Origin of the sequence: Lujinxingia sediminis (genome assembly GCF_004005565.1) — a bacterium.
In the GTDB taxonomy this organism is placed as follows: Bacteria; Myxococcota_A; Bradymonadia; order Bradymonadales; family Bradymonadaceae; genus Lujinxingia; species Lujinxingia sediminis.
Window position 1 is genome coordinate 122,632 of sequence record NZ_SADD01000003.1, and the last position, 25,564, is coordinate 148,195.

At 64.0% G+C, this 25,564-nt stretch carries 21 protein-coding genes and 2 tRNA genes; 12 read left to right on the forward strand and 11 right to left on the reverse strand.

Annotated features, from left to right (window positions below; genetic code table 11):
- Positions 1-29: 29 nt before the first annotated feature.
- Together EA187_RS08240 and EA187_RS08245 are read left to right on the forward strand one after the other, a co-directional pair.
- Entirely contained in the window at positions 30-770 is a 741-nt protein-coding gene (locus EA187_RS08240; protein WP_115606194.1) for a glycosyltransferase, read from the forward strand.
- Positions 767-1,750 (forward strand): polysaccharide deacetylase family protein, encoded by a 984-nt coding sequence (locus tag EA187_RS08245; protein WP_127779942.1) that lies wholly within the window; start codon positions 767-769, stop codon positions 1,748-1,750. Before EA187_RS08240 ends, EA187_RS08245 begins: the two co-directional genes overlap by 4 nt.
- Before the next feature lie 79 nt (positions 1,751-1,829).
- Here the strand turns inward: EA187_RS08245 and EA187_RS08250 are convergent, their stop codons facing one another.
- The 3 genes from EA187_RS08250 to EA187_RS08260 form a co-directional block, all read right to left on the reverse strand.
- Positions 1,830-2,129 carry a hypothetical protein gene (locus EA187_RS08250; protein WP_115606190.1) on the reverse strand — a complete coding sequence of 100 codons (300 nt, stop codon included), beginning with the start codon at positions 2,127-2,129 and terminating at the stop codon, positions 1,830-1,832.
- A 125-nt stretch (positions 2,130-2,254) separates the two neighbouring features.
- Positions 2,255-2,328 (reverse strand) — tRNA-Arg (locus tag EA187_RS08255).
- 52 nt (positions 2,329-2,380) lie between these two features.
- Positions 2,381-2,454, reverse strand: a tRNA-Pro gene (locus tag EA187_RS08260).
- A 315-nt stretch (positions 2,455-2,769) separates the two neighbouring features.
- Between EA187_RS08260 and EA187_RS08265 the strand changes: the two genes are divergently transcribed.
- Positions 2,770-3,360 (forward strand): hypothetical protein, encoded by a 591-nt coding sequence (locus EA187_RS08265; RefSeq protein WP_115606188.1) that lies wholly within the window; start codon positions 2,770-2,772, stop codon positions 3,358-3,360.
- A gap of 340 nt (positions 3,361-3,700) precedes the next feature.
- On the opposite strand, the gene EA187_RS08270 is transcribed toward EA187_RS08265, so the two are convergent.
- Positions 3,701-4,795, reverse strand: coding sequence for a nucleotidyltransferase family protein (locus EA187_RS08270; RefSeq protein WP_164856117.1), 1,095 nt, complete (start codon positions 4,793-4,795; stop codon positions 3,701-3,703).
- Between the two features lie 177 nt (positions 4,796-4,972).
- Here EA187_RS08270 and EA187_RS08275 point away from each other — a divergent pair, with 177 nt between their 5' ends.
- The 5 genes from EA187_RS08275 (at position 4,973) to EA187_RS08290 (ending at position 11,514) form a co-directional block, all read left to right on the forward strand.
- On the forward strand, positions 4,973-6,130 hold the full coding sequence (locus EA187_RS08275; RefSeq protein ID WP_164856118.1) for a glycosyltransferase family 4 protein: 1,158 nt from the start codon (positions 4,973-4,975) through the stop codon (positions 6,128-6,130).
- Between the two features lie 2 nt (positions 6,131-6,132).
- Positions 6,133-7,452, forward strand: a complete 1,320-nt coding sequence (locus tag EA187_RS08280; RefSeq protein ID WP_164856119.1) for a lipopolysaccharide biosynthesis protein — start codon at positions 6,133-6,135, stop codon at positions 7,450-7,452.
- Between the two features lie 311 nt (positions 7,453-7,763).
- Positions 7,764-9,380, forward strand: a complete 1,617-nt coding sequence (locus EA187_RS08285) for a vWA domain-containing protein (RefSeq protein WP_127779946.1) — start codon at positions 7,764-7,766, stop codon at positions 9,378-9,380.
- A 156-nt stretch (positions 9,381-9,536) separates the two neighbouring features.
- Positions 9,537-9,701: a hypothetical protein gene (locus tag EA187_RS20365; RefSeq protein WP_164856120.1), complete on the forward strand. Its 165-nt coding sequence runs from the start codon at positions 9,537-9,539 to the stop codon at positions 9,699-9,701.
- 124 nt (positions 9,702-9,825) lie between these two features.
- Positions 9,826-11,514 carry a vWA domain-containing protein gene (locus tag EA187_RS08290; protein WP_164856121.1) on the forward strand — a complete coding sequence of 563 codons (1,689 nt, stop codon included), beginning with the start codon at positions 9,826-9,828 and terminating at the stop codon, positions 11,512-11,514.
- Positions 11,515-11,540: 26 nt separating this feature from the next.
- On the opposite strand, the gene EA187_RS08295 is transcribed toward EA187_RS08290, so the two are convergent.
- Positions 11,541-12,299: a hypothetical protein gene (locus tag EA187_RS08295; protein WP_127779948.1), complete on the reverse strand. Its 759-nt coding sequence runs from the start codon at positions 12,297-12,299 to the stop codon at positions 11,541-11,543.
- Positions 12,300-12,389: 90 nt separating this feature from the next.
- Between EA187_RS08295 and EA187_RS08300 the strand changes: the two genes are divergently transcribed.
- The gene (locus EA187_RS08300) at positions 12,390-14,252 is read left to right on the forward strand and encodes a serine/threonine-protein kinase (protein WP_127779949.1); all 1,863 of its coding nucleotides are present in this window, start codon (positions 12,390-12,392) and stop codon (positions 14,250-14,252) included.
- Positions 14,253-14,268: 16 nt separating this feature from the next.
- Here the strand turns inward: EA187_RS08300 and EA187_RS08305 are convergent, their stop codons facing one another.
- Entirely contained in the window at positions 14,269-14,952 is a 684-nt protein-coding gene (locus EA187_RS08305) for a deoxynucleoside kinase (RefSeq protein ID WP_115606169.1), read from the reverse strand.
- A gap of 87 nt (positions 14,953-15,039) precedes the next feature.
- On the opposite strand from EA187_RS08305, the gene EA187_RS08310 reads away from it, so the two are divergent.
- Positions 15,040-15,693, forward strand: a complete 654-nt coding sequence (locus EA187_RS08310; RefSeq protein ID WP_115606167.1) for an MBL fold metallo-hydrolase — start codon at positions 15,040-15,042, stop codon at positions 15,691-15,693.
- Positions 15,694-15,719: 26 nt separating this feature from the next.
- Here EA187_RS08310 and EA187_RS08315 read toward each other — a convergent pair whose 3' ends face one another.
- From EA187_RS08315 to EA187_RS08330, 4 genes are all read right to left on the reverse strand, one after another.
- Positions 15,720-17,489 carry a dynamin family protein gene (locus EA187_RS08315; RefSeq protein WP_115606165.1) on the reverse strand — a complete coding sequence of 590 codons (1,770 nt, stop codon included), beginning with the start codon at positions 17,487-17,489 and terminating at the stop codon, positions 15,720-15,722.
- Between the two features lie 400 nt (positions 17,490-17,889).
- A complete protein-coding gene (locus EA187_RS08320) occupies positions 17,890-18,780 on the reverse strand; it encodes a M48 family metallopeptidase (protein WP_127779951.1) in 891 nt (296 codons plus the stop codon).
- Between the two features lie 151 nt (positions 18,781-18,931).
- Positions 18,932-20,677: an FHA domain-containing protein gene (locus EA187_RS08325; RefSeq protein ID WP_164856122.1), complete on the reverse strand. Its 1,746-nt coding sequence runs from the start codon at positions 20,675-20,677 to the stop codon at positions 18,932-18,934.
- 152 nt (positions 20,678-20,829) lie between these two features.
- Positions 20,830-21,675, reverse strand: coding sequence for a hypothetical protein (locus tag EA187_RS08330; RefSeq protein WP_115606159.1), 846 nt, complete (start codon positions 21,673-21,675; stop codon positions 20,830-20,832).
- Between the two features lie 889 nt (positions 21,676-22,564).
- Between EA187_RS08330 and EA187_RS08335 the strand changes: the two genes are divergently transcribed.
- Positions 22,565-23,518 carry a dimethylarginine dimethylaminohydrolase family protein gene (locus tag EA187_RS08335; RefSeq protein ID WP_127779953.1) on the forward strand — a complete coding sequence of 318 codons (954 nt, stop codon included), beginning with the start codon at positions 22,565-22,567 and terminating at the stop codon, positions 23,516-23,518.
- 246 nt (positions 23,519-23,764) lie between these two features.
- A complete protein-coding gene (locus tag EA187_RS08340) occupies positions 23,765-23,974 on the forward strand; it encodes a hypothetical protein (protein WP_127779954.1) in 210 nt (69 codons plus the stop codon).
- Between the two features lie 28 nt (positions 23,975-24,002).
- Here the strand turns inward: EA187_RS08340 and EA187_RS08345 are convergent.
- Positions 24,003-25,540 (reverse strand): IS3 family transposase gene (locus EA187_RS08345; protein ID WP_127779955.1). Its coding sequence is split into 2 segments (ribosomal slippage): positions 24,003-25,094 and positions 25,097-25,540, totalling 1,536 coding nucleotides; the frame shifts between segments, so codons are not numbered across the junction.
- Positions 25,541-25,564 lie beyond the last annotated feature (24 nt).

Below are 25,564 nucleotides of genomic sequence, written 5' to 3' on the forward strand. Positions count from 1 at the left end.
CCCTACTCTTCTCTTAAGCTGTGTGCCCCATGTCCAACTCGCAAGCCACCGATGTTGAGCTCTCCATTGTCATCCCCATCTACAACGAGGAGCTCATCCTGGAGTCCTCCGTCGAGGAGCTCACCGCCAACATCGCCGCCGACCCTCGCTTAAGCTCGCGCACCTACGAGCTGATCTTAAGTGAGAACGGATCTTCGGATAACACCGTCGCCCTGGCCAAATCGCTCCAGGAGCGTTTTCCGCAGCTGCGTATCCTCCACAGCGACGAGCCCAACTACGGCCTGGCCATGCGCCGCGGCATCATGGAAGCCCACGGTGAGATCGTGCTCTGCGATGAGATCGATCTCTGCGACACCGACTTCTACGCCCGCGCCCTCGAGAAGATCGAAGGTGAAGGCTACGACCTGGTTGTCGGCAGCAAGGCCCTGGATCGCTCCATGGATCACCGTCCGGCCTTCCGACGCCTGGCCACCCGCGTGCTCAACGGCCTCTTCCGCGTCTTTCTGGGCTTCCATGGCACCGACACCCACGGGCTCAAAGCCTTCCGACGCCAGCGCCTGCTTGACGTCATCGATCGCTGCGTGGTCGACCGCGACCTCTTCGCCAGCGAGTTCGTCATCCGCGCCGAGCGCATGAACTTCCGCATGACCGAGATTCCGGTGCATATCGTCGAAAAGCGCCAGCCCTCCATCCACCTGGTGCGCCGCGTGCCCAACGTACTCAAGAACCTGGGCCGCCTGGTCTGGGTGATTCGCGTCACCAACCGATGAGCGCCCGCGCCTCCATCTCGGTCGACCTCGACGCCCTGACCTGCTACCGCCAGATCCACGGGCTGCCCCTGCAGCCCGTGGACGCTCAAGGCGACATCACCTGGCGGGTCGGCGTCGCGCGTCTTCTGGATCTTTTCAAAGAGCACAACCTCCACGCCACCCTCTTTGTGGTCGGCCGCGATCTGGAGCACGACGCCCACCGCGAGCTCGCCACGCGCGCGCACCGCGAAGGCCACGAGCTGGCCAATCACACCTACGATCACTTCTACGATCTGCGCCGGCGCACGTCGGACGTGATCCACGCGCAACTGCAGCGCTGCGACGACGCCATTGAGGCCACCGGCGCCCCGCGCCCGGTGGGGTTTCGCACCCCGGGCTACAACCTCAGCCACCCCCTGCTGCAAACCTCCCAACAGCTCGGCCATCGCTACGACGCCTCGGTCTTTGGCTGCGGTCCCTACTGGCTGGCCAAGGCCGCGGTGATGGCCTTTCGGGAGCTGCGCGGAGAGCCCAGCCGCAGCGACCGCACCGATGTGCGCGCGCTACGCGCGCCCCGCTCTCCTTATATCCCCGACCTGCAGCACTTCTGGCGCCGCGACATCACACCGCCCACCGACCCTGCATCAACCTACTGGGAGGTGCCGGTGGCCGTGCTTCCCGCCGGCAGCTTCCCGCTGATCGGCACCAGCCTGCACCTCCTCGATGCCCCGGGACTTGAGCGCCTCTGGCCGCTGATTGAGGCCTCCTTCCCCACCTACTTCGATCTTGAGTTTCACGCGCTCGACTTCATCGACGCCGACGACATCCGCGACGAGCCCGACGCCGACCTGCTCATCGCCCGCCAGCCCGACCTGCGCATCCCCTGGCAGAAAAAGCGCGCGCGCTACGCGCGCACCCTCTCGCTGATGACCTCAAAGCGCACCCTGACTCCGATGCGCGATCTCTTCGCCACCCCGAAGGCCGCCGAGCTCTTCGGCTGAACGACGTCGCACTCCCCGACGGCGCGCAACGAGGCCCTGAGACCCGCGCTACGCATCAACCTCCCCCACGTCTCGTCGTTCAGTCCTGCTCGATGAAATGCCCGTCGCCCGGGATCGCCTCATCGACGATCGCCTGCTGAATCAGGCCCCGCGCCTGATCCACACGACCGCCTTCGACCGCCAGGCGCACCTCATCGTGGCCGCCTACGTGCACCGGCATCATCGACATCTCCATCTCACGGGTAAAATACCCGATCGCCTCCTCATCAAAGATATCCGTCAAAATCTGCATCTCGGCAAAGTTCGCCGTGGCGTAGATCTCGATCATCTCGACGTTTTCGTCGGTGGTCGGAGAGGAATGGGCTTTGGACTGTGTCATAGCGACCTCCGGGAATCTTCACACGTCATGAAATGCAATCGTCCATCTGCTCGTCGCGGCTCCGATATACTACACACGTGCGCAGCCCGGGCAAGGGCGCTCGTCCCCCCGTTTTTATCTACAAACGCGCCCGGCAGGATTCGAACCTGCGACCCACGGCTTAGAAGGCCGTTGCTCTATCCAGCTGAGCTACGAGCGCAAACGTTTGGACCCGAAGTCACGCCCTCTTCGGGGTGAGTTCGGGTCCGGAGTCGGGGCGGCAGGATTCGAACCTGCGACATCCTGCTCCCAAAGCAGGCGCGCTACCAGGCTGCGCCACGCCCCGACATGCCAGCGACCATCCGACGAGCATGCTCGCCATCGATCCGGCAAAAGTCTTCTTAATCGATTCGCGCTCGCGGTGCAACAACCTGCGCGCTGGAAAATCTCTTCGCCAATCCTCCCTATTCAAATCACTCAAAGCGTCGTAAATAAGCCATGTTGGGCCCGGGTGTGTCCGGCACCTTGCGCCTGATTTTTTTGTGCCTACATCTCTGTTCAGATGTTGGCGGGTAACCCCCCGGCGCCCTATTCCCCCGCGCGCCACCCCCCGGGTCGCCTGACCCTTGATCTTAATGCAACACCGATGGAGCTCTCAGTTATGGCTTACAAAGCGCAGCTAGTTGTTCGTGCAAGTGATCGCGAAGGCGTCGAGGTTGTCGACGGCGTCAAAGCAATGGCCGATCGCCTCGGAAAAACCTACTCCGAGATGGCCCTGGAGCTGCTGCGCTCCGCCCTGGGAACCCCTGCCTCCACCTCGGCCCCTGAGCCTGCACCTGCAGCTGAGGCGCCTCAGAAAGCCGCCGAACCGGCCGAAGCCCCCGCCCCAAAAGCCAGCGCCGCTCCGGTCAGCAAACCTGAAAAGGTCGCGAAAAAAGAACCGAAAAAAGAAAGCGCTGCTCCTAAAAAGTCCGCCGCAAAACGCACCTCCGCCAGTGGCGTCACCATCGACCTGAGCAAACCTCAGTCCATCATCGAAACCCTGATCGCCCACCGCGACAGCGACGGCGAAGAGGCCGCTTCTCGCGTGCTCGTCGACTTCTACGCGATCGCAAGCCCGGCGGACTCCTTCAAGCTCAAGCAAGCCCTGCAAGAACGACTCGGCGATGAGGCCTACGAGGCGTTGATGACCCCGGTCAAAGAGACCCCCGAGTACCGCGATTATAAAGATCGCGCCCTCTTCGGCCGATGAAGCCTCGGGCATCTGGCGATGCGCAGTTCGACCCGGCCCGCGATCCCTGCCATAATGAGGCATATCCGCTTCGGCCCTGACTGCTGACGAGCCACGACCGTGACCGCACGCCTGATGTTCATTCAAGACGCCGCTCCGCTGGCCCGAGCAAAAGTGCGCCTCTCCGGCTCGAAGAGGAGGGCCGCATGAAGCTCGGGCTCAGCGGCGGCTCCCTACCCTGTACATCTTCACCGAAGATGGCTTCAGAACCACCTGCGCCGAAGTCCCCCCCGACAAAAAAGCCTGATGGTCGTCGAGTCCGGGCAGATCTCCTCCGAGACACCCGCCAACACCCCAGCCTCTACCCCGGCCCCAGCCACCTCTCCAGCCCCGCCCGGCTCAAACGTCGTCCCACCTCATGCGGCCCGAGCAGGGTGGCGTAGAGCGCGCCGCGAAGACGCATCGCCGGCCGATCGAGCACCAACATCGTCGCCGCCCGCATCGCGATCGCCTCCACCGATCCCACCTCCGGCATCACCGCCGCAATCGTCCCGCCCCACCTCCCGGGCGCCTCCCCCACCAGGCATTCCCGCGCGCTCTCGGCGCTCAAGCGCGCCCACATCTCCACCGCCCCGCCTCGCTCAATCCCTTCAAACGCCCCCTCTCGCCAGACCAACACCTCCAGCGCGCGCAGCCCCCAGCTCACCACACCCCACACCCCCAGGCCACGCGCCAGCACCTCGACCTCCCGGGCAACGAACGCCTCGCCATAAACATCCACATAGGCCGCCAGGTCGAGCAGCCCGCGTGCAAAGCCCAGATGCTGCTGCAGGTGCACCGAGAGCTGCACCATCCCCCAGGCCGCGCTCGCCATCCCGACCTCCACCCCGCGCAGCACCACCGACTCGGCATCCAGCAAACACCGCCCCACTCCCAGATGCGGAAGCTCCGGGAACCCCACCGCCCAGTGTACCTCCACCAGCACCCCGGTTCTTTGGTGACGCCAGGCATGCTGATTATACGCCCACTCCCGGGGCGCCTCATCGACCGCCGGCACATAGCCCGCCAGCCTCAATCGCGCGCAGGCCTCTTCCCGATCCCCGGGCAACACCAGCACGTCCACATCGGCGCTCACCCGCTCCAGAGAGCCCTCACCGAAGAGCACCGAAGCAAGCGGATACCCCTTTAAAACCAGACACTTAAACCCCTCAAAAACCCGTACCACGTCGAGCATCGTCTCCCGCACCAGCGCCATCTGCGCGGCAAGCCGAAGACGCTCTTTTGCCACCGCGCCCACCGCCGGCAAGCGCTGGCAGACCGGCGCTTCAAGCCCGAAGCGACGCGCGCGCTCAAGCACCTGCTCCGCGCCTCGCGCATCCAACAGCCCGAGATTCACGCCGCCGGCCATCGCGCGCAACGCCCCCTCGTACCAGCCCCCCTTCTCCGACCCGCCCATCACCCCTGCGGAATGGTTTTCCCCCCTGGCTGCGCTTACCCTTGTCCTCATGGAATGTTCACCCTCGCCAGTCGATCCTTAAGCTGCAATTTGCTACGACGTTCGGAGCCAAAACGGGTAACCTGCTGCCGACGACACATCTGCCGAACTCCTCTGCCCACGTCTTCCCGGAACGTCATGACGCGCCTCCTTCATATCACGACCGTCGCCGAATCGCTGGGCTTTCTGCGCACCCAGATCCCCTACATGAAGTCGCAGGGGATGCACATCGAGGCCCTCTGCTCCCCGGGCCCCCACGTCACGCGCATGGCCACAGAGCTCGGCATCACCATTCACACCGTCGAGATGCCGCGGCGCATCTCGCCGGTGCAAGACCTGCGCGCGCTGGGCCAGCTCTGGCAAACCATCCGACGACTTCAGCCCGACATCGTGCACGCCCACACCCCCAAGGGCGGCCTGCTGGGCACACTCAGCGCCTTTGCCGCCGGCACCCCCGTGCGCATCTACCACATGCGCGGACTTCCCCTGGAAACGGCCACCGGCTGGCGACGCGCCCTGCTCACCGCCACCGAACACGTCTCAACCCGACTCTCCAACCGTACCGTCGCGGTGGGCTTTGCCCTGCGCCAGACCGCACTCTCGCTCAACCTCTGCCCCCCCGATCGCATCTGCGTGTTGGCCGGCGGCAGCGGCCAGGGCGTCGACGCCATCGGCCGCTTTAACCCGGCGCGTTTCGACGCCACACACCGCGCCAAACAACGCGCCGCGCTCGGCCTTCAACCCGACGACTTCGTCATCGGCTTTGTCGGTCGCCTGGTAGTCGACAAAGGCATCGAGACCCTCTGGCGCGCCTTTGATAAACTTGCGTCCATCGCCCCCGAAGCCCACCTTGTGCTGGTGGGCCCCTTTGAGGAGCGCGACGCGCTCAGCCCTCACGTTCGTCAGGCCCTTGAAAACCACCCCAACATCCACCTTGCGGGTTTTGTCGCCGACACCGCCGAGCTCTACCCCGCCTTCGATCTTCTCACCCTCCCCACTCGGCGCGAAGGCTTCCCCAACGTGCTCTTAGAGGCCGCCGCCATGGAGCTTGCCTGCGTCACCAGCGATATCGGCCCCTGCAAAGAAGCCATCATCGAGGACGAAACCGGCCGGACCGTGCCCCTCGACGACGCCCACGCCCTCTTCGGCGCGCTTAACAGCTACCGCCTTCAGCCCGAGCGGGCCCGCGCCCACGGCCAGGCCGCACGAGCCCGCGCGCTCACCCACTATACCCCCGAGGCCATCGCCCGCGATCTTCACGCGCTCTATGGCCAACTTCTCCCACCCCGAGTCTGAGCGTGTCTGCCGTAAATCAACTAAAGACCCTGCTGCGCAGCGCGTTTTTCAAAAACGTCGCCCTGCTCGCCAGCGGCACCCTCGTCGCCCAGCTTATCACCCTGGCCTCCACCCCGGTGCTCAGCCGTCTTTTTTTGCCGGCGGCCTTCGGCATACTCGCCATACTCAACTCGGTCGTCATCACCCTGACCGGCGTCACCTCGCTCCGCTACGACATGGCCATTGTGCTGCCCGCCGAAGATGACGACGCCGCAAACCTGCTCTCGTTAAGCCTGGCCATCCTGACCACGCTCACCCTGATCACACTGCTCGTCATTACCCTGGGCCGCGTCCCCCTGGCCGAGCATCTGGGCCAGCCCGAGGCTGCCGACTGGCTCTGGTGGGTGCCGCCGCTGATCTTCATCTCCGGCCTCCTGCAGATCTTGAGCTACTGGTGCTCGCGCCACAAAGAATTCAGACTCCTCTCCATCTCGCAGATCACCGCCGCGGCCATCTCCGCTGGCTCCAAAATCAGCGCCGGGGTCGCCGCGCTGGGCCCCCTGGGGCTGGTCGCCGGACAGGCCGCAGGTCAGATTATCGCCTTGCTCGTCCTGCTAACCCGGGTGCTTCGTGACGACTTCTCGCGAATTCGAGGTGCATTCAGCCTCGAACGCGTCCGAAAAGTCGCCTACTCCTACCGCGACTTCCCCCGCTATCACGCACTAAACTCCCTGATTCGCGGTCTGACTGGCAGCCTTCCCGTTTTCCTCTTCGGTGTCCTTTTCGATACCGCCACCGCCGGGCTTTATTCGATGGCGTACCTTTTAATCAAAGCCCCTACCATGCTGGTAGGCTCCGCGATCCACCAGGTCTACTATCAACGGGCAAGCGAAGCCGTGAACAAGGGTCATCTTCTCTATCCCGATTTCAAACGTATTACGTTGAGTCTACTCGCTGCTTCACTCGCTCCGGCCCCTATCGTCGCATGGATGTGCCCCTCGCTCTTCACGTTTATCCTTGGACCGGAGTGGATTGCCTCGGGCCATTTCGCTCGCTTCTTAATGCCCTCACTTCTGACCATGATGCTCTCCATGCCAGCCCATGCGCTGGCGCTGGTGCTTAACCATCAACGCTGGTTTCTGGGCTGGCAGATTATTGCGCTGATTTTAAGCACCGCTGGCATCGGCCTGGGCTACGTTGTCGACTCCCCCACCGCAGGCGTCATCGGCTACAGCTTAACGACCTCATTGATGTTCATCATCCTCATCCTGGCCATGGCCGCCCGGGTCCGCCGCGTCGACAGCGAAGGCCACCGCGTCTATCAGGGGGAGGATTCCCACTGACCCTCCAGTAAGCTCCCCTCACCCCACTCCGGGCGACATCGCCCGAAAAACGCCCCCGGCCCGCCGCGCCGGGGGCGTTTTCGTTCCCCCGCTGCCGCACCCTCACTCCACCGCTTCCTCCGCAGTGGATATCCCCTACCCCATTCCTCTCCTCGCCACCTCACCACCCTTGAACCGTCCTCCCTCCCCTCCCGCCCCTGAAAAACCGCTCGCCGCCCAGGCCCCCGCGCCCACCGAGCCTCTGGCATAAGATCTGCAGACGTCCCCCATCGCAACCCTTCAACTCACCTTTCACCTCACGGAGCAGCCCGATGCGCCTCTTCACCTCTCGCTCATCCTCCCCCTACCTCCGCCGCTCAGCGCTGCTCCCTCTGCTTCTGCTCAGCCTGGCCCTGAACGCCTGCGGCTCCTACGACGACATGGGCGAAAGCGGCTATGCAGACCCCACCAACCGCGATGAGCACCAGGAGCCCATACCAGATCCAAACCCCATCCCCGAAAGCGAGGAGGCCGACGCCGGCTACGCCGACGAGGATTTTGGCCAGGAAGAGCCCCCTCTCGACAACGATCACCCCATCTTCGAAGAAAACGACTTCGTCAACACCGCCGAAGAGTCGACGTCTACCTTCTCCGTCGATGTGAACACCGCCTCCTACACCTACACCCGCGGCCAGCTTCACTACGGCCAGCTCCCCCAACCCGAGCACGTGCGCATCGAGGAGTTCATCAACTTCTTCCGCTTCGACTACCCCGAGCCCATCGACGATCAGCGCTTCTCCATCAACATGGAGATCGCGCCCTCCTACTTCGCCCCCGAAGACGTTGAAACGCCGCGCCATCTTCTACGCATCGGTCTGCGCGCCGCCGATGTCAGCCTCGAAGAGATGAAACCCTCCAACCTGGTCTTCCTCATCGACGTCTCCGGCTCCATGAACTCGGACAACCGTCTGCCCCTTGCGCAACGCGCGATGCACACCATGCTCGACCACCTGCGCCCGCAGGATTCGGTGGCCATTCAGACCTACGCCGGCGCCACCGGCACCGTCCTCCCCCCCACCGCCGGCGATCAGAAAGCGACCATCGCCAACGCCATCGACAGCATGGCATCCGGGGGCTCCACCAACGGTGAGGCCGGCATCGTCGCTGCCTATAATCTGGCCGAATCCGCCTTCATCGAAGGCGGCAACAACCGCGTCATCATCATCTCCGACGGCAACTTCAACGTCGGTCGCACCGGCGAATCGCTGGTTGAGCTGGTGCGCGACTACCGCGACCGCAACATTACCATCACCACCGTCGGCGTGGGCATGAGCTACAACGACGCCTCCATGGAAGCCCTGGCCCGCGACGCCAACGGAAACTACCTCTACCTGGACACCGTCGCCGAAGCGCGCCGCGCCTTCGGCGAGGAACTCCCCTCCACCCTTGAGGTCATCGCCGCCGACGTCAAAATTCAGGTCGAGTTCAACCCCGAGTCGGTCGCCCGCTACCGTCTGGTCGGCTACGAAAAACGCCTGCTTAACAACGAAGATTTTGAAGACGATACCCGCGATGCCGCCGACATCGGCCCCGGCCACACCGTCACCGCCCTCTACGAGATCGAACTCACCGACTCCGAAGACGATCTGATGCTCTCGGAGGTGCGCATCCGCCACAAACCGGAGTTCGGCGACGAGAGCATCGAAGCGACACAGCTGATCAAACGCTCCCAGGTGCTCGACTCCTTCGAGCAGGCCTCGGCCAACTTCCGCTTCGCCGTCGCCGTCTCCGAATTCGCCGCCATTCTCAAAGAGAGTGGGTTCAGCTTCGGCGCCCGCTTCGCCGACGTCCACACCATCGCGCAGGCTGCCTCCGACGCCGACGATCCCCACCACCAGGAGTTTCTGGAACTCGTCGACATCGCCGAAGGGCTGTGGCCTCAGAACTAAGTTCATCGTCGTAGAAGCGCTTCACTCAAACGCCCGCCCGGCTTCGCCGGGCGGGCGTTTTTCTGAGCACCACATTGGGAATCTCTCCCGCACATGCCTACACTTCGCACTCTCCCCAGAATACCCCACGTCCATCCGCCCCCTATCGGAGCCCCCATGGAAAAAGAGCGCAGCGCCAGATTCTATCTCGCCATCCTCGCCCTTCTGGCGATCGTGATCATCCTGATCATCAAGCTCACCGGCCCTCCCGCCCCCGAGGAGGCCTTCGCGGCTCCGGCCGACGTCGAGCGCATCGAACCAGGCAATCCGGCCGCCGAGTAATCCCCTTTAAGCCGCCGGCCCGACACGTTCGCGACGGCCCGATTGGGAATTCTGCTCTCAAACACGTACAGTCCTCTCACCACGCGATGATGTATGGATGAATGCTGAAGCTCTCGGAGCCCTTATGATTCTCAATCGTAGCGCCAGATTCTACATCGGCATCATTGCCACCCTGATCGTCATTACCGTCGTTGCGATCAAACTCTTCGGCAGCGCCGTCGCCTCGAAGTTCCAGGAGGCCAACGAAGATGTCTCTACGAGCTGCTATTTTGGCGATCGTCCGGTCGATCCAGACGCCCCAGAACGCGCCAGAGAGGAGTCCAAGAGGCACATTCAGGCGGCTCGTTCCGAACTTCTTGAACACGCAGCAGGCGGGGGCGCTCCTCTCGTACACATTCCCCCGCACACCCCTACCCCCCCTCCGCCCGCTCGCCTGGCCCTCGATCCGCCCGCTCGCGCCATCGCGCACCACAGCTTCACCCGCGCCGCCCATGAGCCCACGTCGACCTTCTCCATCGACGTGAACACCGCTTCGTATACCGCCTCGCGCGAGGCGATCCTGCGCCATATGCTCCCCCACCCCGACTCGGTGCGCCCCGAGGAGTTTCTCAACTTCTTTGAGTACGACTACAACCCGCCCACCTCCGGCGAAGACTTCTCGATCCAGCTCGACATGCTGCCCAGCCACTTCGGCTCCACCGAGACTCCGCGCCAGCTTGTGCGCGTGGGCATCCGCGGCGCCGATGTGCCCGTCGAAGCGATGAAGGCCTCCAACCTGGTCTTTCTGGTCGACGTCTCCGGCTCAATGGGGCTGGACACGCGCCTTCCCGCGGCCAAAATCGCCATGCGCACCCTGGTGGAGCGCCTGCGCCCCGACGACACCATCGCCATCCAGACCTACGCCAGCGGCACCCACACCATCCTGGAGCCCACCCCGGTGGCCGATCGCGACCGCATCCTGCGCGCTATCGACGGCCTCATCGCCAAAGGCACCACCCGCGGCGACGCCGGCATCATCAACGCCTACGAGCTCGCCAGGCGGGGCTTTATCAAAGAGGGCAACAACCGCGTGCTCATCTTCTCCGACGGCGACTTCAACGTCGGCCCGCCCGGCGAAGATCTGGCCGAGCTGATCCGCTCCTACCGCAACGACCACATCACCGTGACCACCGTCGCCATGGGCCTGGGCTCCAAAGACGACGTCATGGAAAAACTCGCCCGCGACACCAACGGAAACTACTTCTACATCGACAGCCCCAACGAGGCCGAGCGCATCTTCAGCGAGAAGATCGTCGGCACCCTCCAGGTGCTCGCCGCCGACGTGAAGATCCAGGTGGAGTTCAACCCCGACTTCATCACCGGCTACCGCCTCATCGGCTACGAAAAGCGCGCCATGGCCAACGAAGACTTCGACAACGATGAAGTCGACGCCGCCGAGCTCGGCCCGGGCCACACAGTCACCGCCTTCTACGAAGTGGAGCTCACTGAGAGCGCCCCGACCGACGGCGACGCCCTGGCCCGCGTGGATGTCCGCTACAAAAAAGAGCTCGGCGCCGAGAGCCTGCTCGTCAGCCGCGCGCTCACCCCCGATCGCATCCACGCCAGCTTCGACAAAGCCCCCGCCCAGCTGCGCTTCGCGGCCACCGTGGCCGCCTTCGCCGAGAGCCTGCGCGTACCCCGCAGCAGCTCCCAGACGCCCCCCTTCGATGAACTCCTCGCCACCGCCGCCCGGAGCGCCTATGAGGGCGATCCCCACCAGGTGGAACTCGCCACACTCATCACCCGCGCCCACGACCTCTGGGTGGGCCGCTGAGTCCTGGTCGCGGCATCAACGCTAGCTCAGGGCGTATACGCCCATTCCACCAAAAGCTCCGACTCGCCAGTGGCTTCAAAGCTCAGCCCCTGCACCGCCTCCATCACGCAGGACTCAAAGCCCGGCTCACGCAGCCCCACGTTGGCGCGCACCTGCACCTCGCTGATGAGGCCCAAACCACCGCCGGCGAGCATCGTCCAGGTCAGCGCGAGCCTCCCCTGTCGCTGGGGCTCGCGGGCGCGAAGCTCCTCGAAACACGCCTGCACCCCGGGTGCCACCACATCGATGGATCGCTGGCGATCCTCGCGCATCGCCAGAAGCTGCGCCTGGCGCATCTCTCCCTCATCGAGCTCCGACTGAAGCTCCCCGGCCTCCTCCTCACTTAAGCGCTTCGGCATCCACCGAGCAGGCCCTACCTCGGCGCGCGGCCCTTCGCTCCAATCCTCTTCGGCCTGCGACGCATCTTCCGCCCGCTGCACCCGGCGCTGGCGCTCCAGGCGCGCCAGCGCCCCACCACGCCCCACCTCCTGCTCCACATTCGACACATCGCCATCCGCCCGCCCCCCGGCGTCGCCCTCATCGATCGTCCCGCTTGAAAGCGCGTTGAGCGCCCCGCCCCGCTTCGACGCCTCTACACGCACCGGCGCAGGCTCGGGTACAAAAGGTGCCTCCACGCCCTCATCGTCCCGCTCATCCACCGATGCCAACGTCGTGCTTGCCCACCACGCAGCCGTCCCCATCCCCATAACAAGCACCATCACAGGCGCGATTTTACCAATCTTCACCACAGTCTCCTACCAAATTTGCGTCGCTCCCATCGTGGGTTACACTGCCCCCGTCGCCGACTCGCCCACTTCGTCCGCAGAGCCCCCTTGATGGGAACTTTCACCAGCAGCGAACATAAAGATCTCCACCCGGGACAGCTCTTCCTGGAGCGTTACCGCATCGAGCGACGCATCGCCGACGGCGGCATGGCCTCGATCTACCTGGCCATCGACGAGCACTCCGGACTGCCGGTAGCCATCAAGGTACTCTTCTCCCATTACCTGGACAACGAGGTGGTGCGCGCCCGCTTCCTCGACGAGGGCCGCATCCAGGCGATGCTTCAGCACCCCAACATCGTGCACGTCTATAAAGTCGTGCAGGATCCGCTCCTGTGCTTCATCATGGAGTACGTCGAAGGCGACACCCTCGAAGAGTACCTCCAGCGCGAAGGCCCCCTGGATGAAGCTCAGATCATCGACCTGATGCTCCCGGTGATGAGCGCGGTGGGTCTGGCCCATACCCGCGGCATCGTGCACCGCGACCTCAAGCCCAGCAATGTCTTGCTCAAACCGGTGGCCGGTTTCTTCAAACCCAAGGTGATGGACTTTGGCGTGGCCAAAGTCTCCAAAGACCGCGACCTGACCGCCGCCGGCACCACCGTGGGCACTCTGCATTATATGAGCCCCGAGCAGATCGTGGGCGCTCGCGCCATCGACGGTCGTGCCGACATCTACAGCCTGGGCTGCACCCTCTACAAACTCTGCACCGGCGAGGTGCCATTTAATGCATCGAGCGAATTCGCGCTGATGATGGCCCAGGTCGAAGCGCCGCCTACGCCTCCCTCACAGCTCCGCGCCGGCATCTCGTCGCGTCTCGAAGAGGTCATCCTCAAGGCCCTGGCCAAAGAGCCCGAGCACCGCTTCCAGTCCATCGGCCAGATGACCACAGCGCTCATTGAGCTGACCAAAATCCCCGACGAGGGCCGCACCACCGACACTCGCCCGATCCCACGCGAGCTCATTGAGATGGCCATGGCCGCCAACGAGGTCGCCCAGGATCAGACCGCCCAGTTTCGCCTGGCACCACTGCCGGAGCAGACCCACGTGGCCGGCGACTACCGCGAGGGTGCCGAGCTCGCCACCCACGAGATGAGCGCCCGGGCCTTCGACGAGATTTCTCGCGATCGCGAGATCGCCGAAATCCGAAAAAGCCAGAACATTCAACCTCTTAGACTCAAAAAAGACGTTCCCTCCAACGATCTCGACGCCACCCGCCGCGCCCTCCTGGATCGCCTTCCCACCCAGCAGGTGGCCGACCCGTCGCAACTCGAAGATGAGGATCTGAGCGCGACCAACGCCATCTCCAAAGATCGTATCCAGCGCGCTCTTGAACGCAACGAAGAGCCGGCGACCCGCGAGTTCGATCGCCGCCGCTCCGGCATCATCGCCGTGGATCGCGGCGTCGACTCTGGCGAGGTCACCGGCCTGCACCTCTCCGACCGTGAACTTCGTGCGGCGATCGACGAGGCCAAACGCGCCGGCATCACCGGCCCACCTCCCAGGCCCGCCCGGCGCGTCGACGACGCCCATCAGCTCGAGCGCACCCGCGACGAACGCCCCTCGTCACGCGTGCCCTCGCAGCCAGGCCTGGCCGACGAAGACTCCGAGCCCACCCTGGGTGCGCGCCCCTCCGTGCGTGCACCCTCGCGGCCCGGCGCGTCGGTACCGGAGCTCAGTGAGTTCAACCTCCCGACCGACTCCCGCGATACCACCGCCCGTGACGCTCGCGCCCTCGCCATGCCACACGCCGACTCCGAGCTTGCCCGACCCGCGCGCGTCCAGCCGCTGAACCATCATCAGACACAGCGTCATAAGACCGACGAGAGCTCCGAAGGGCAGCTCTGGGTGGTCGGCGGCATCATCGCCGTCTTCATCGCGCTGCTCATCCTCGGCTGGGCCCTCTTCCTGGCCTGAAGCCCCCCCGCTCGTTTTAGAGGTACTTCTCGATCGCGGTGAGGATGTCGTGGCAGTCCACCAGATCCGTCACGTAATCGAGTTCGTGGCTGGGGATGATGACCACCGGTGAGAGATCGTAGTTGGCGATCCACCCCTCGTAGAGCCTGTCGAGCTGCTTGAGATACGCCGTCGGGATGTTCTTTTCCATCTCGCGCCCCCGCAGCTTGATGCGTTTTTTCACCGCGCGGATCGGGCAACGCAGATAGATCATCAGATCCGGCGGCTGAATCTGTGAATGCACCGCCTCGTAGAGCTGGCGGTAGGTGCGATAATCACGCTCAGTCATCAACTTCTTACGGTAGAGGTTCTCCGCAAAGATCTCGGCATCCTCCCAGATCGTGCGATCCTGGATCACGCTGTGCGCGGTCTGGTCAAGATCCAGATGCAGCTTGAACTTCGCCGTCAGAAAGTAGATCTGGCTGGCAAAGCTCCACTGCTTCATATTCGCGTAAAAGTCCTCGAGGTAGGGGTTCTCCTCGTTGGGCTCGAAGTAGGGCTTGATGTCGTAGCGCTGGCATAAAAACTCGACCAGCGAGCTTTTTCCCGCGCCGATATTACCGGCCACCGCGATGTAGCGGCGCTTGCCGGCGCTCTCCCGGCCCAGCTCAGAGGTGCGGTCGACCTCGATGATCTGGCGAGTATCCTGTGGCTGTGTCATCGTCTCTCTTTTGGCGCCCGGCGCGCCTACCAACACCATTCATCGGCCCGTAAAAGGGCCTCAACTTCAGCTTCTTCGGACCCACCCATGCGTGAGACCTCCCCTGCCTCCACGATCCTGACCTGGGTCGTCGGCCCCCTGCAGACCTCTATCTACGTCATCGCCTGCACGCGCACAAACGAGGCTGTGCTTATCGACGCCGGCGGCCAGGCCCAAACCGTCCTAAAAGACCTTCACGATCAAGGACTTACCCTCAAGGCGGTGTGGCAGACCCACGCGCATATCGATCATATCGCCGGGCTTCCGGAGATCGCACAGGCCAGCGGCGTACCGGTCTACATGCACCCCGACGACATGCCTCTTTACCGCGCCGCGCCGCAGCAAGCGCAGATGTTTGGCTTTGCCGCGCTGGGCGATCTTCCCCCCATCGATCATGACTTAAGCGACGGCCAGACCTTGACGGTGGGCGATCTCCAGGCCGAGGTTCTCTATGTGCCCGGGCACAGCCCGGGCTCGGTGGGATTTTATTTTAAGGAGCTCGATCTCTTCTTCGGCGGCGACGTGCTCTTTGCCGGAAGCATCGGGAGGGTGGATCTGCCCGGCTCCAGCATCGAGCAGATGCGCGCGTCGCTGGAGCGTCTCAAGAGGTTGCCCGATGAGACCCGGGTGCTTCCCGGTCACGGGCCGGCCACCACCATCGGCCAGGAGAAGCGCTTTAACCCCTTTATGCGCGGGTTCTAACGCTCTCGCTGGCCGGGCGCCGCCGCTTACACCACAAGTCGCTCGCGCGTGGCCTTGATCATACGCGCGAGCCGGCGCACCTCGCCGGCGCGCGCGTCGACCTCGGCGATGAGCTTGTCACGATCGCCCTCGACTTCGCGGTCGGCCTGCACCTGCTCGAGCGCCTCCTCAATCTGACCGTAGAGGCGGTCGCCGGCGTGCTCAATGAACTCTTTGAGGCGGTCGCTGTAGCTGTGAATCATACGCATCAGCTCGGCCTCAATAGCCTCGGTGGCCTCCCGCACCGCCGCCACACCTTCGTCTTTGGCGCGATCTTTGAGACGCTCATCGCCTTTGCCCTTGAGCACCATCGCCAGAATCGGCGTAGCCAGCGTAAGCACCCCGCCCACAAGCGCGTTGGCAAAAAGCCACACCGAGACCCCGAGTGTGCCCAGCGCAAACACGCTCACATCGTACCCGATCGTGTCGATCTCCAGATCCAGGCCCTCGCCCATCCCCAGCTCTTCGCGCAGCGCTCCCACCACCTCGCGCATCGACTGATTGGTCACTTCGATCGTCTCTTCGGCGAGCTCTTCGAGCCCCTGAGCTATCGCCTGACCTTCGTCTTCGAGCCATTTCTGGAAGGTGTCCTGAATCCAGCGCGAGAGGTAGCGTTTGACGTCTTTGGCCTCGGCCCGCTCCACCTGCACGGGCAGCGCCTCGGCAAACCCGTCGGCAAAAACCCGCAGATTATGGCGCGCGGTCGCTGCGATCCCGGCGCTGCGCTCATCGACCCGATCGAGGTTCTCGCTGATCACTCGCCGACTCTCTTTAAGTCGGGCGTGCACCGCGCGGATGCGTTCCTCAAGCTCGGCCTGCTCCAGGCGGTAGCCCTGGCGTTTGATGGCCAGGTTCTGCTCGATCATCGCCGCAATCCGCAGCGCACCGCCCAGCGCGCTGTCGAGCACGATGGCCTCTTTGCGCTCGCGCACAAACTGCTGCACGTAGCTGCGAAAGGCCTCAAATTCCCCGGAGGGTGCCTGCCCCTTCTTCTGGGCGTCGAGCGCCGCGCGGGCTGAGAACGCAAAGAGTTCCACAGGCCCGATCAAGGTCTCCAGGCGCTGGCGGGCGTAGGCCTCAACCTCCCTGGCTTCGTCTTCGCTGAGCGCGTCGAGTTTACCCAGCACAAAGAGGATGCGGTCGCGGTTGGCCTTTAAGAGCCGGTCGCGAATAAAGCTCACCTCGCTCTTCTTGAGCACCTGCGTGGCGTCGAGCACATACAAAATCACATCGGCGCGGGGCAGGTACCCGTAGGTGATCTCGACCTTCTGGCGCGAGATGTCGTTGACCCCGGGCGTGTCCACCAGGATCAGCCCCTCGCTCAAAAAGTCGTTGGGGTAGCCGATCTCCACATACTCGGGCTCCTCAGCGCTCTCTTCCTCATGGCGAATCAGCTCGCCAAGGCCCTCATAGCTGACCTCACGCAGCTCGCCACCGCGCCGTTCCTTGATCGCCGCACGCGGCGCATCGGCGTGCACAAGGTGGGTGATCACTGCGGTGGTCGGCGTGATGCCCATCGGCAGCACCTCCTGGCCCAGCAGGGCGTTGACCACCGTGGATTTGCCGTGGTTGAACTCCCCCAACACCACCAGTGAGACCTGCCCGCGCTCCAGCGCCGGCAGCCGCTCCTCGACCACCTCCTGGTGAATCGAGCGCAATCCGCTGCGCTGCGCCATCTCCGCCAGCTCATCGAGGTAACCGGTGACATGCCCCCGGTTGACGCTCACCTGCGCCTCTGCCTCAGCCTGCTGCGTCATCCATCCTCCTGATGATTGTATCATCGCCGTGGGCTCACGCCCCAAACATAGAAAGCCCGCGCAAGAACCGGGCAAGGACGATCTTCCGCCGTATCCTCGCTGCTCCTCTATGTTGTGGCATGGCTCATCCCCGTGTCGGATCGCACCTGGTTGACTCCCCGCGAGGTCGTCGTCACCACCGGGTGAGCCGAGACCTGAACACCGGGACGCTCTGCGCCCGATGCCCTTCCTCGACCTCCGATGGTCGATTCCTCGCAATGGTCAACTCTGGAGACCCGAGCATCGCCGGGATGAAGCGCCCAACCTTAAGGGCAAACGAACGACGAATACTGACTCCTCGCCGCGCCTTGCGCGGGCTTATAAGCCTTTGAGAGCATTGCACTTTTCGCACCTCAAAAGCTCACATCACTTGTATGACTTTCTCGACGTCTCTGTCAACCTCATCGAGCGCCTGACCACCGCGTTCGTCAATAAGTTCGCGGTAATACGCGCTTTTTGCAAAAAGCTGAAGCGCCTGCACACGCTTGGGAAGATAAGGGTGCGAGGCCAGATACTCCTGAAAACGCCCCACCCCTTCTTTGATGCCATCGACCTGACTTAAGTATTCGTCGAGATCGATCTGTTCAAAAAGTTTTTCGCTCCCCAGCGCGAGCTTCATCATCACTTTGAGCGCGACCTGCTCGTCGCGACAGCAGATAAGCCCGGCCCTATCGCAGGTGATCTCCCCGCGTCGACTCCAGCCGTTGAGCGCCAGGCGAGCGGGCACCGCGGCCCATTTCACGAAGGTGATGACGCCCTGGGAGAGGAAGTTCGCCGCGGTGTGGTACACCACGTGGTTGTTCTGGATGTGGCCACATTCATGGCCGATCACAAACTTGAGCTCTTCGGGGCTCAAACGATCGACCAGCGCGGAGTTGAGCACGATAAAGGCCTCATCATCGGTGCCGTAGGTCCCCGCATTGAGGCTCGCCAGGTTTTGTGCGACGTAGACCGTGGGTACGGCGATATCGAGCGTCTCGGCGCAGTCTACCACCAGATTATGCAGCTCCGGGAACTGCCGGCGGTTGACCTTCACGCTGCTCCCGAGAAGCGCGTTTTTCTGCACGGCCTTCCAGAAGCGCACCGTGGCTTCGACCACGATGCGTACCGGGCGCAGGCGATCGAGGCGGCGCAGCACGCGCAGATCTCCGGCGAAGGCGTATTCGCCAAAACCGGTCTTCTCATCGCGGCCGCTTCGCCCCTGATTCTGGCGGTTGATGTAGGTGAGAAAGTCGAAGTCGTAAGCAGTCATCGCATCGCCAGGCTAAAGCTGGCGCACCCCTGAGAAGATGGCGCGCCGCCATAAGATTCAATCCCTATCGCCCCATACGCACCGGAGCTGCAGAGCATAACCTCCGCGCCCCTCAAGGCTACTCCCAGAACTCGCCAGGGAAGCGGCGAGCTCAGCCTTCGCTCAGCGCGTCCATCATCTCTTTGAGCGTGCGCCGGGGCGCGGTGTCGCGGATGGCTGACTGTAAGCGCACCCGGTCCACCGTCGAGAGGGGTTGCAAATCGGTGCGCTCGATCGCGTCGACGATGCGGTCGAGGCTCTCCATCTTCGCGCGCAGCGCTCCGCAATCCAAGGCCGGGGCGGCAGACTCCGTGCCGCGGGCGCGCTCGCGCTCCAGCTTCAGGCGCTGCTTAAGTCCCTCGATCTCCCCGCGCAGATCGCGCTCCAGAGATTCGAGTGAGGCGCGCGCTGCGCGCGCTTCTTCCAGACCGCTCTCGGCAGCCTCCGCGCGCCCCTGGAGCGTGTCGCGCTCGGCGCGCAGCGCCCCGAGCTCGTCGCCCAGACGGGCCAACTCGGCCTGCGCCGCCTCCATCCGACCGCCGGCGTCGACTGCGGCCGCACGCAACGCCTCGATCTCGGCGTTAAGCTCGACCTGCTCGGCCTGCAAGTCACGGTTGCGTCGCTCAAACTCCCCGAGCAGGCGCTCCTGACGGGCGGCCTCCTTGCGGGCGGCCTCCAGCTCCTCGCGGGCCTGGCCGCCGCCGCGGGCGGCGCGGAGCTCCTCCCGGGCGCGCTCCAGCTCCTGCTCCAGAAGGTCCATATCGCCGCCGCGCTCTTCCAGCTTCGACTCGGCCTTCTCGGCCCGCGCGCGCAGCTCGTCGATGCGGGAGGTGGCTTCCTGAAGACGGCGATCCAGATCTTCGCCGCGCTCCCGCTCGATGGTCGCCTCCCGGGAGGCCTCGCGGGCCTCTCGGAGCTCGGTGCTCAGGCGCTCTTTCTCCTCTACGGCCTCTCGGAGCTCGGTGTTCAGACGCTCCACCTCGCCATCGTCTCCACCGCCCTGCGGCGCGGCGTGCTGAGCCTCTTCAAGCTGGCGACGAAGCCCCTCGAGTTCATCGGCCTGGCGCGCCGCGAGCTCTTCGATGGCCCGCTTCTCGTCCTGCAGGCGCGCCACATCAACGCCGCCTCCGGCGGCATAAGGTTCGACCTCGCTGGCCTCACTGGCCAACTCTCGCGGGTCGATCTCCAGCACATCATCATAGCCCGCCGAGGACTCATTGAGTCCGGCGTATTGCCCGCCACCGGCGCTCACGCCAAAGCTGACCCCGCCCCCGTCATCATCACCCGGATCGAAGCCACCCTGGCCAAACCCGCCCTGGCCCGGCCCCATGCCGCCCGAGTCGTAGGAGTTCTGAGCAAATCCACCCTGGTTCTGACCCTGATCAAACCCGCCCTGATCAAAGCCGCCCTGGCCAAATCCCCCCATCTCCTCCTGACCAAAGTCCTGGGTGACGCGGTTAGCCCCGTAGCCCTGATCCACCTCCAGGCCACCGCCTCCGACACCATAGTTTGCGTTGAGCTGCGGCGCAGCGCCGACCGGCTGCTGGGCGGCATGCTGATAAAAACGCAGAATGAAGTCCCCGCACCATACCTCATCCTGATCCTGCAAAAACTCCGACGATGTAATCGGCTTACGCTCGTCGTTGATCATCAGGTAGGTGCCGTTGGAGCTGTTGAGATCGACGATCTCATAGCGCCCATTCGAATAATGGAACTCCGCGTGATGCCTGGAGACGCTCTTTCGGTTGGAGCGAATCGTGCAATCTGTCGCTCGCCCGATCGAGACCACTGGAGCCTGGGGCCCAAGCTCCACGCTCATCTCTCTGCCAGACGCGTCCGTGTACACAAGCTTCGCCACCGCCACTACTCCTGCGCTCGTCGCTCTATTCGATCTGCCCGTAAAACCACCATGCTCATACAGTGCCGCATCATAGGACCGCCGCCTCATCAGCGTCAATCAAGCCTGAACGCTCGGATAGGCCCGTGCCCTCCCCCGGCCACATCCCCACGTTACCCCCGCGCCCAGGCCCGTGCCCAGCGCACAAGTTTATACACGTTGTAGATCGCAAGAAGCCCCATCAAAAGCGCCATCACCGCATACCACCAGTGGTCGATCGGCCGGCGCCCATCCTGCACGAAGTAGGCATTGACACAGAGCGGCTCGCTCTCAAAGACCTGCTGCACCTCGGCCTCGGTGGCCCGCTCGGTCCACCCCTCCTCGGCACGCTCCTCCTCGGAGGCCTCCCGGTAGCGGGCCGTCCAGTTGCGACGAATCGTCTCGCGCCGCTCCTCGGCCAGCCGCTCCAGCCCGGCCGCGTCGTAATCCTCACAGAACGCCATCCCGTAGCGCTCGCCATAAAAGCGCTTGAGCCCCGCCAGCCGCTCCCCGCTTGACGCAAAGGAGAGCAGCCGCCCCTGCCCTTCATAATACGTGCGATCATTGTCGCCGGGCTCATTCGAGCTCAGCGCCATCTCCCGCTCCAGCGCGCTCATCCCCGCCATGCGCCCCTCGCGCTGCACGTAGACCTCGCCACCGACCAGCTTAAAGAACTCCCAGTCGCCCCCTTCACTGCGCCTCGACGGCACCCCCTCCAGGCTCACAAAGGTGTTGTGCGCCACCGGCGGCTCCCACCCCGTCTCATCGCGCATCTTCGCCGGCCAGCCCGTCACATCGCCCAGCGCGACCGGCTCACTGTCCTCAAAGAAATACGCGATCTCGCTGCGCCAGTCGCTGATCACCGACCCCAGCACCGCGATCACCAGAAGCATCAAGATCGGCTGCAACACCGAGCTCTGCTCACGCCTCTGCGCCAGCGCCATCAGCTCGTCGTCCACCTGCTCTTGCTCGTCTCTCATCGCTTACGCCCTGCTCCGAGGTCTACCGTCTCAGCCAAAACACGCCGGACTTATACGGTGTTCCGTTGGGGGGGACAACCGGGGTGGTTCGCGACGTGGGGAGGTTCGGACCGGCGCCGGGGTTCGCGCTTTTGTGGTTGGGTGGTTGGGTGGTTGGGTGGTTGTGAGACGCCGGGGTTCATGGCGTGGGTCGATTCGTGCGGGCGGTTGGGGGGTGCGCTTTTGTGGTCAGGTGGTTGGGTGGTTGGGTGGTTGTGGGACGCCGGGGTTCATGGCGTGGGTCGATTCGTGCGGGCGGTTGGGGGGGGCGCTTTTGTGGTCAGGTGGTTGGGTGGTTGGGTGGTTGTGAGACGCCGGGGTTCATGGCGTGGGTCGATTCGTGCGGGCGGTTGGAGAGGCATGAGAACGAGATCGAGTTCGAGATCGAGAACGAACGCAAGCCCCCCAACCCGAGCGCATCCAGGGCGACGCCTGGCAAGAAGTGAGGGATGAAGCTGTAGCAGCGCTACCGCGAATCCCTCACGACACCGCCAGCGTCGTCCTGGAGGCGCTCGGCACTCGGTACCTTGATATCGAAGCCCTGTTCGTTACCTTTAAGCCGCTTAAACCGCACGCCCCCCCGCGCCACACAACCACAACCCGCCCCCCCCCCCAACGCCCTCACGAACCTCCCCACCCCCGCAAACCCCAACGCCCCGCAACCACACAACCCCACAACCACCTAACCTCAACCCGCACACCCCAACGCCCTCACGAACCTCCCCACACCGCAAACCCTAACGCCCCGCAACCACACAACCCCACAACCACCTAACCTCAACCCGCACACCCCAACGCCCCAACAAACCTCCCCACACCGCGAACCCCACACCCCCCCCAAAAAAAAACCATGCCCCACACCCCCCATCCCGCCTGCCGCCCCATCTTTCTGATGAGCCCTCCCACCCGCGCCTGGCACCTCAAAGGCCGCGCCAACTTCCGCTCGGCCAGCGCCAGCGAGGTCGACGCCTCCCGCGCCCGCGCCGAGTGGAGCGCCCTGGCCGACGCCATCGTTGAGGCCGGCGGCGAGGTCGTGGTGATGCCGCCTGAGGACGACACGCTCACCGGGCTGATATATACCGCCGAGAGCGGTGAGCTTTTTCGCGACGAGCAGGGCGACCTGCGTTTTTTGCTCCCGACGATGGCCTCTCCCCACCGCCGCCCCGAGGCCGAGCTCATCGAGCGCTTTATCCACGACACCTTCGGCCTGCAGATCCACCGTGTGCAGCACACCTGGGAGGCCCAGGGCGACGCCATCCGCGCCGCCCACGGCGACCAGATCGTGCACACCTATGGCGAGGGCCCCTACCAGCGCACCACCCAGGCGGCCTACGCCGAGGTCGCCCCCCGCTTAAGCCCCCAGCACATCCAGATTGGCTTTAAGGCCGACCCCTGGTTTCACGGCAACACCTTTTTGCAGTTCTTCCGCCGCCGCACCGACACCATCGGCCTGGTCTGCCCCGACGCCCTTCTCGACGGGGAGCTTGATCGCCTCCAGGCTTTCCTCGGACCCGAGATCGAGCTGATCACCATCAGCCCCGAAGAGAGCCGCGGCTACGACACCAACGCCCTCCAGGTATGCGACACCGTCATCGCCCCCACCTCCTTCTCCCCAACCGCTCGCCGGGCCACTGACGCCCTCGACCTGCAGGTCAAGACGCTTCCCCTCGACGAGCTCTTTGCCAAGGGCGGCGGCGCCCCGGTCTGCCTCACCAACCGCCTCTGGGGCCTGGACATCGCCGAGGTCCCCGACGAGGTGCGCTGGTCGCTTCAACCCTCGATTGAGGCGCATACGACGCTCTGAGCTTCGCGATATGGGGCGCCTCGCTTCGCGATGTGGGGCGCTTCGGACGGGCGATGGGGGTTCGCGTTTTGTGGTCAGGTGGTCAGGGGGTTGGGTGGTTGTGGGGCGCTTCGCTTCGCGATGTAGGTCGATTCGTGAGGGCGTTGGGGGGCACGAGTTCGAGAGCGCGCTCAAGTTCGCAGTGTTCGCAGGTGTGTTCGAAGCGTTTCGGGTTCGCGTTTTGTGGTTAGGTGGTCAGGGGGTTGGGTGGTTGTGGGGCGCCCAGCTTCGCGATGCTCGTCGATTCGTGAGGGCGTTGGGGGGCACGAGATCGAGCCCGAGTTCGAGTTCGAGTTCGAGTTCGAGTTCAAGGACGAGTACCAGATCGAGTTCAAGGACGAGTACCAGATCGAGTTCGAGGACGAGTACCAGATCGAGTTCGAGGACGAGTACCAGATCGAGTTCGAGGACCGGTGAGTGTCAACATAGTTGCCGCCTCATCGAACTACGCACAGCCCTCCATCTCGAGCCTGGAGCGCGTGAGTTTTGAGGGGTTCAGATACACCTCAGCCGGGGACTCCCAACTGCGGACTGCACCGGTCCAACGCTGGGGATGGCGGCGTTTCGCGGCCTCGTAGACACGACGGCGCGCGGCCAGTTGGGCTGTGTCATGGCCGTGATGCCGCGCGTTCGGGGTGACAAAGCCGATGGCGCTGTGGAGGTGCTCGTCGTTGTACCAGTCGCTGAATCCATCGACCCATGCCTGCGCTTCTTCGCGCGATGTAAAGGGCTTGTGAGGATACTCCGGCCGGTATTTAAGGGTGCGAAAAAGCGCCTCGGAGTAGGGGTTGTCGTCGCTGACTCGGGGGCGGCTAAAGGACGAGACGATGCCGAGGCGGTCCATGGTGGCCTGCAATGTGGAGCCCTTCATCGGGGTGCCGTTGTCGGAGTGCAGCACCAGTTCCACGCCGCTGAGCCGCTCGGTGTTGAGGCCCTGGTCTAAGAGCTCGGAGGCCAGGGTTGAGCACTCGCTCTCGAAGACGCGTTGCGCCACGATTTTGCGGCTCCAGACGTCGACGAAGAGGTAAAGATAGAAGAACGTTCCGGCGATATCGCGGCGTAGATACGTGATATCCCAGCTCCAGACCTGGTTGGGGGCTGTTGCCAGATGCTCGGTGATGGGGCGCGGTTCGGCAGGCTTTGCGCGGTTTCGATGGCGCAGCATATTCGCCTCGCGCAGCACCCGGTAAAAGGTCGACTCGGAGGCCAGATAGACGCCGCGGTCGGCTAGCAGGGGCACGATTTGGTGGGGCGATTTATCGCGAAACTCCGGGCTGTTCGCCGCCTTGAGAACCCGCGCACGTTCCACCGCACTCAACTTGTTGGCCGGGGAGGTGCGCGGGCCCTGACGTCGGTCAGAGCCCCCGCCCCGGGCGCGCCAGCGCTGAATCGTGCGGACATTCAGCTCCAGCACCTCGCAGATGGCTTCGAGCCTGGCGCCGTCGCGCTGCGCCTCCTCCACCCAGCTCAGCACTGTCAGTCGTTCTTCTTCGTCGTGTCGTCGTCCTCGTCCTCCGAGAAATACGCATCGAGCTTTCCCCGCAAAACCAGCAACGCCGCCGCCTCCGCCAGGGCCTTCTCCTTACGGGCGAGCTCCTTTTTGACCTGCTTGAGCTCCTTATCCTGCGGCGAGGAGCTCTTTTGTTTCTGCGGCGAGAACCCTCTCTCGGCAGCCTCTAAAACCTCCTGCCGAAGGCGCACCAGGTCGGCCTCATGAAGCCCCTCCCGGCGCAGAAACGCGCCGAGTTCTTCATCGGAAAGGCCAGCTGCCTGCATCACAATGCGAATCTTCTCTTTGGGTGGTTTGCTGCGCCTTCTCCCGGACTTTCCGCTCACACTACCTCCGTTTACCGCCTCTCTGCGCCACCGGCCCAGCGTCGCTCGTGCCACACCGGTTTCCTCCATCAGCTCGGCCACAGAACTGCACTCCGGCCCGAACATCTTCTGCACCACACGTTCTCTAAATCCCGCTGAATACGCCATGATAACCTCACGTTGCCGCCCCCG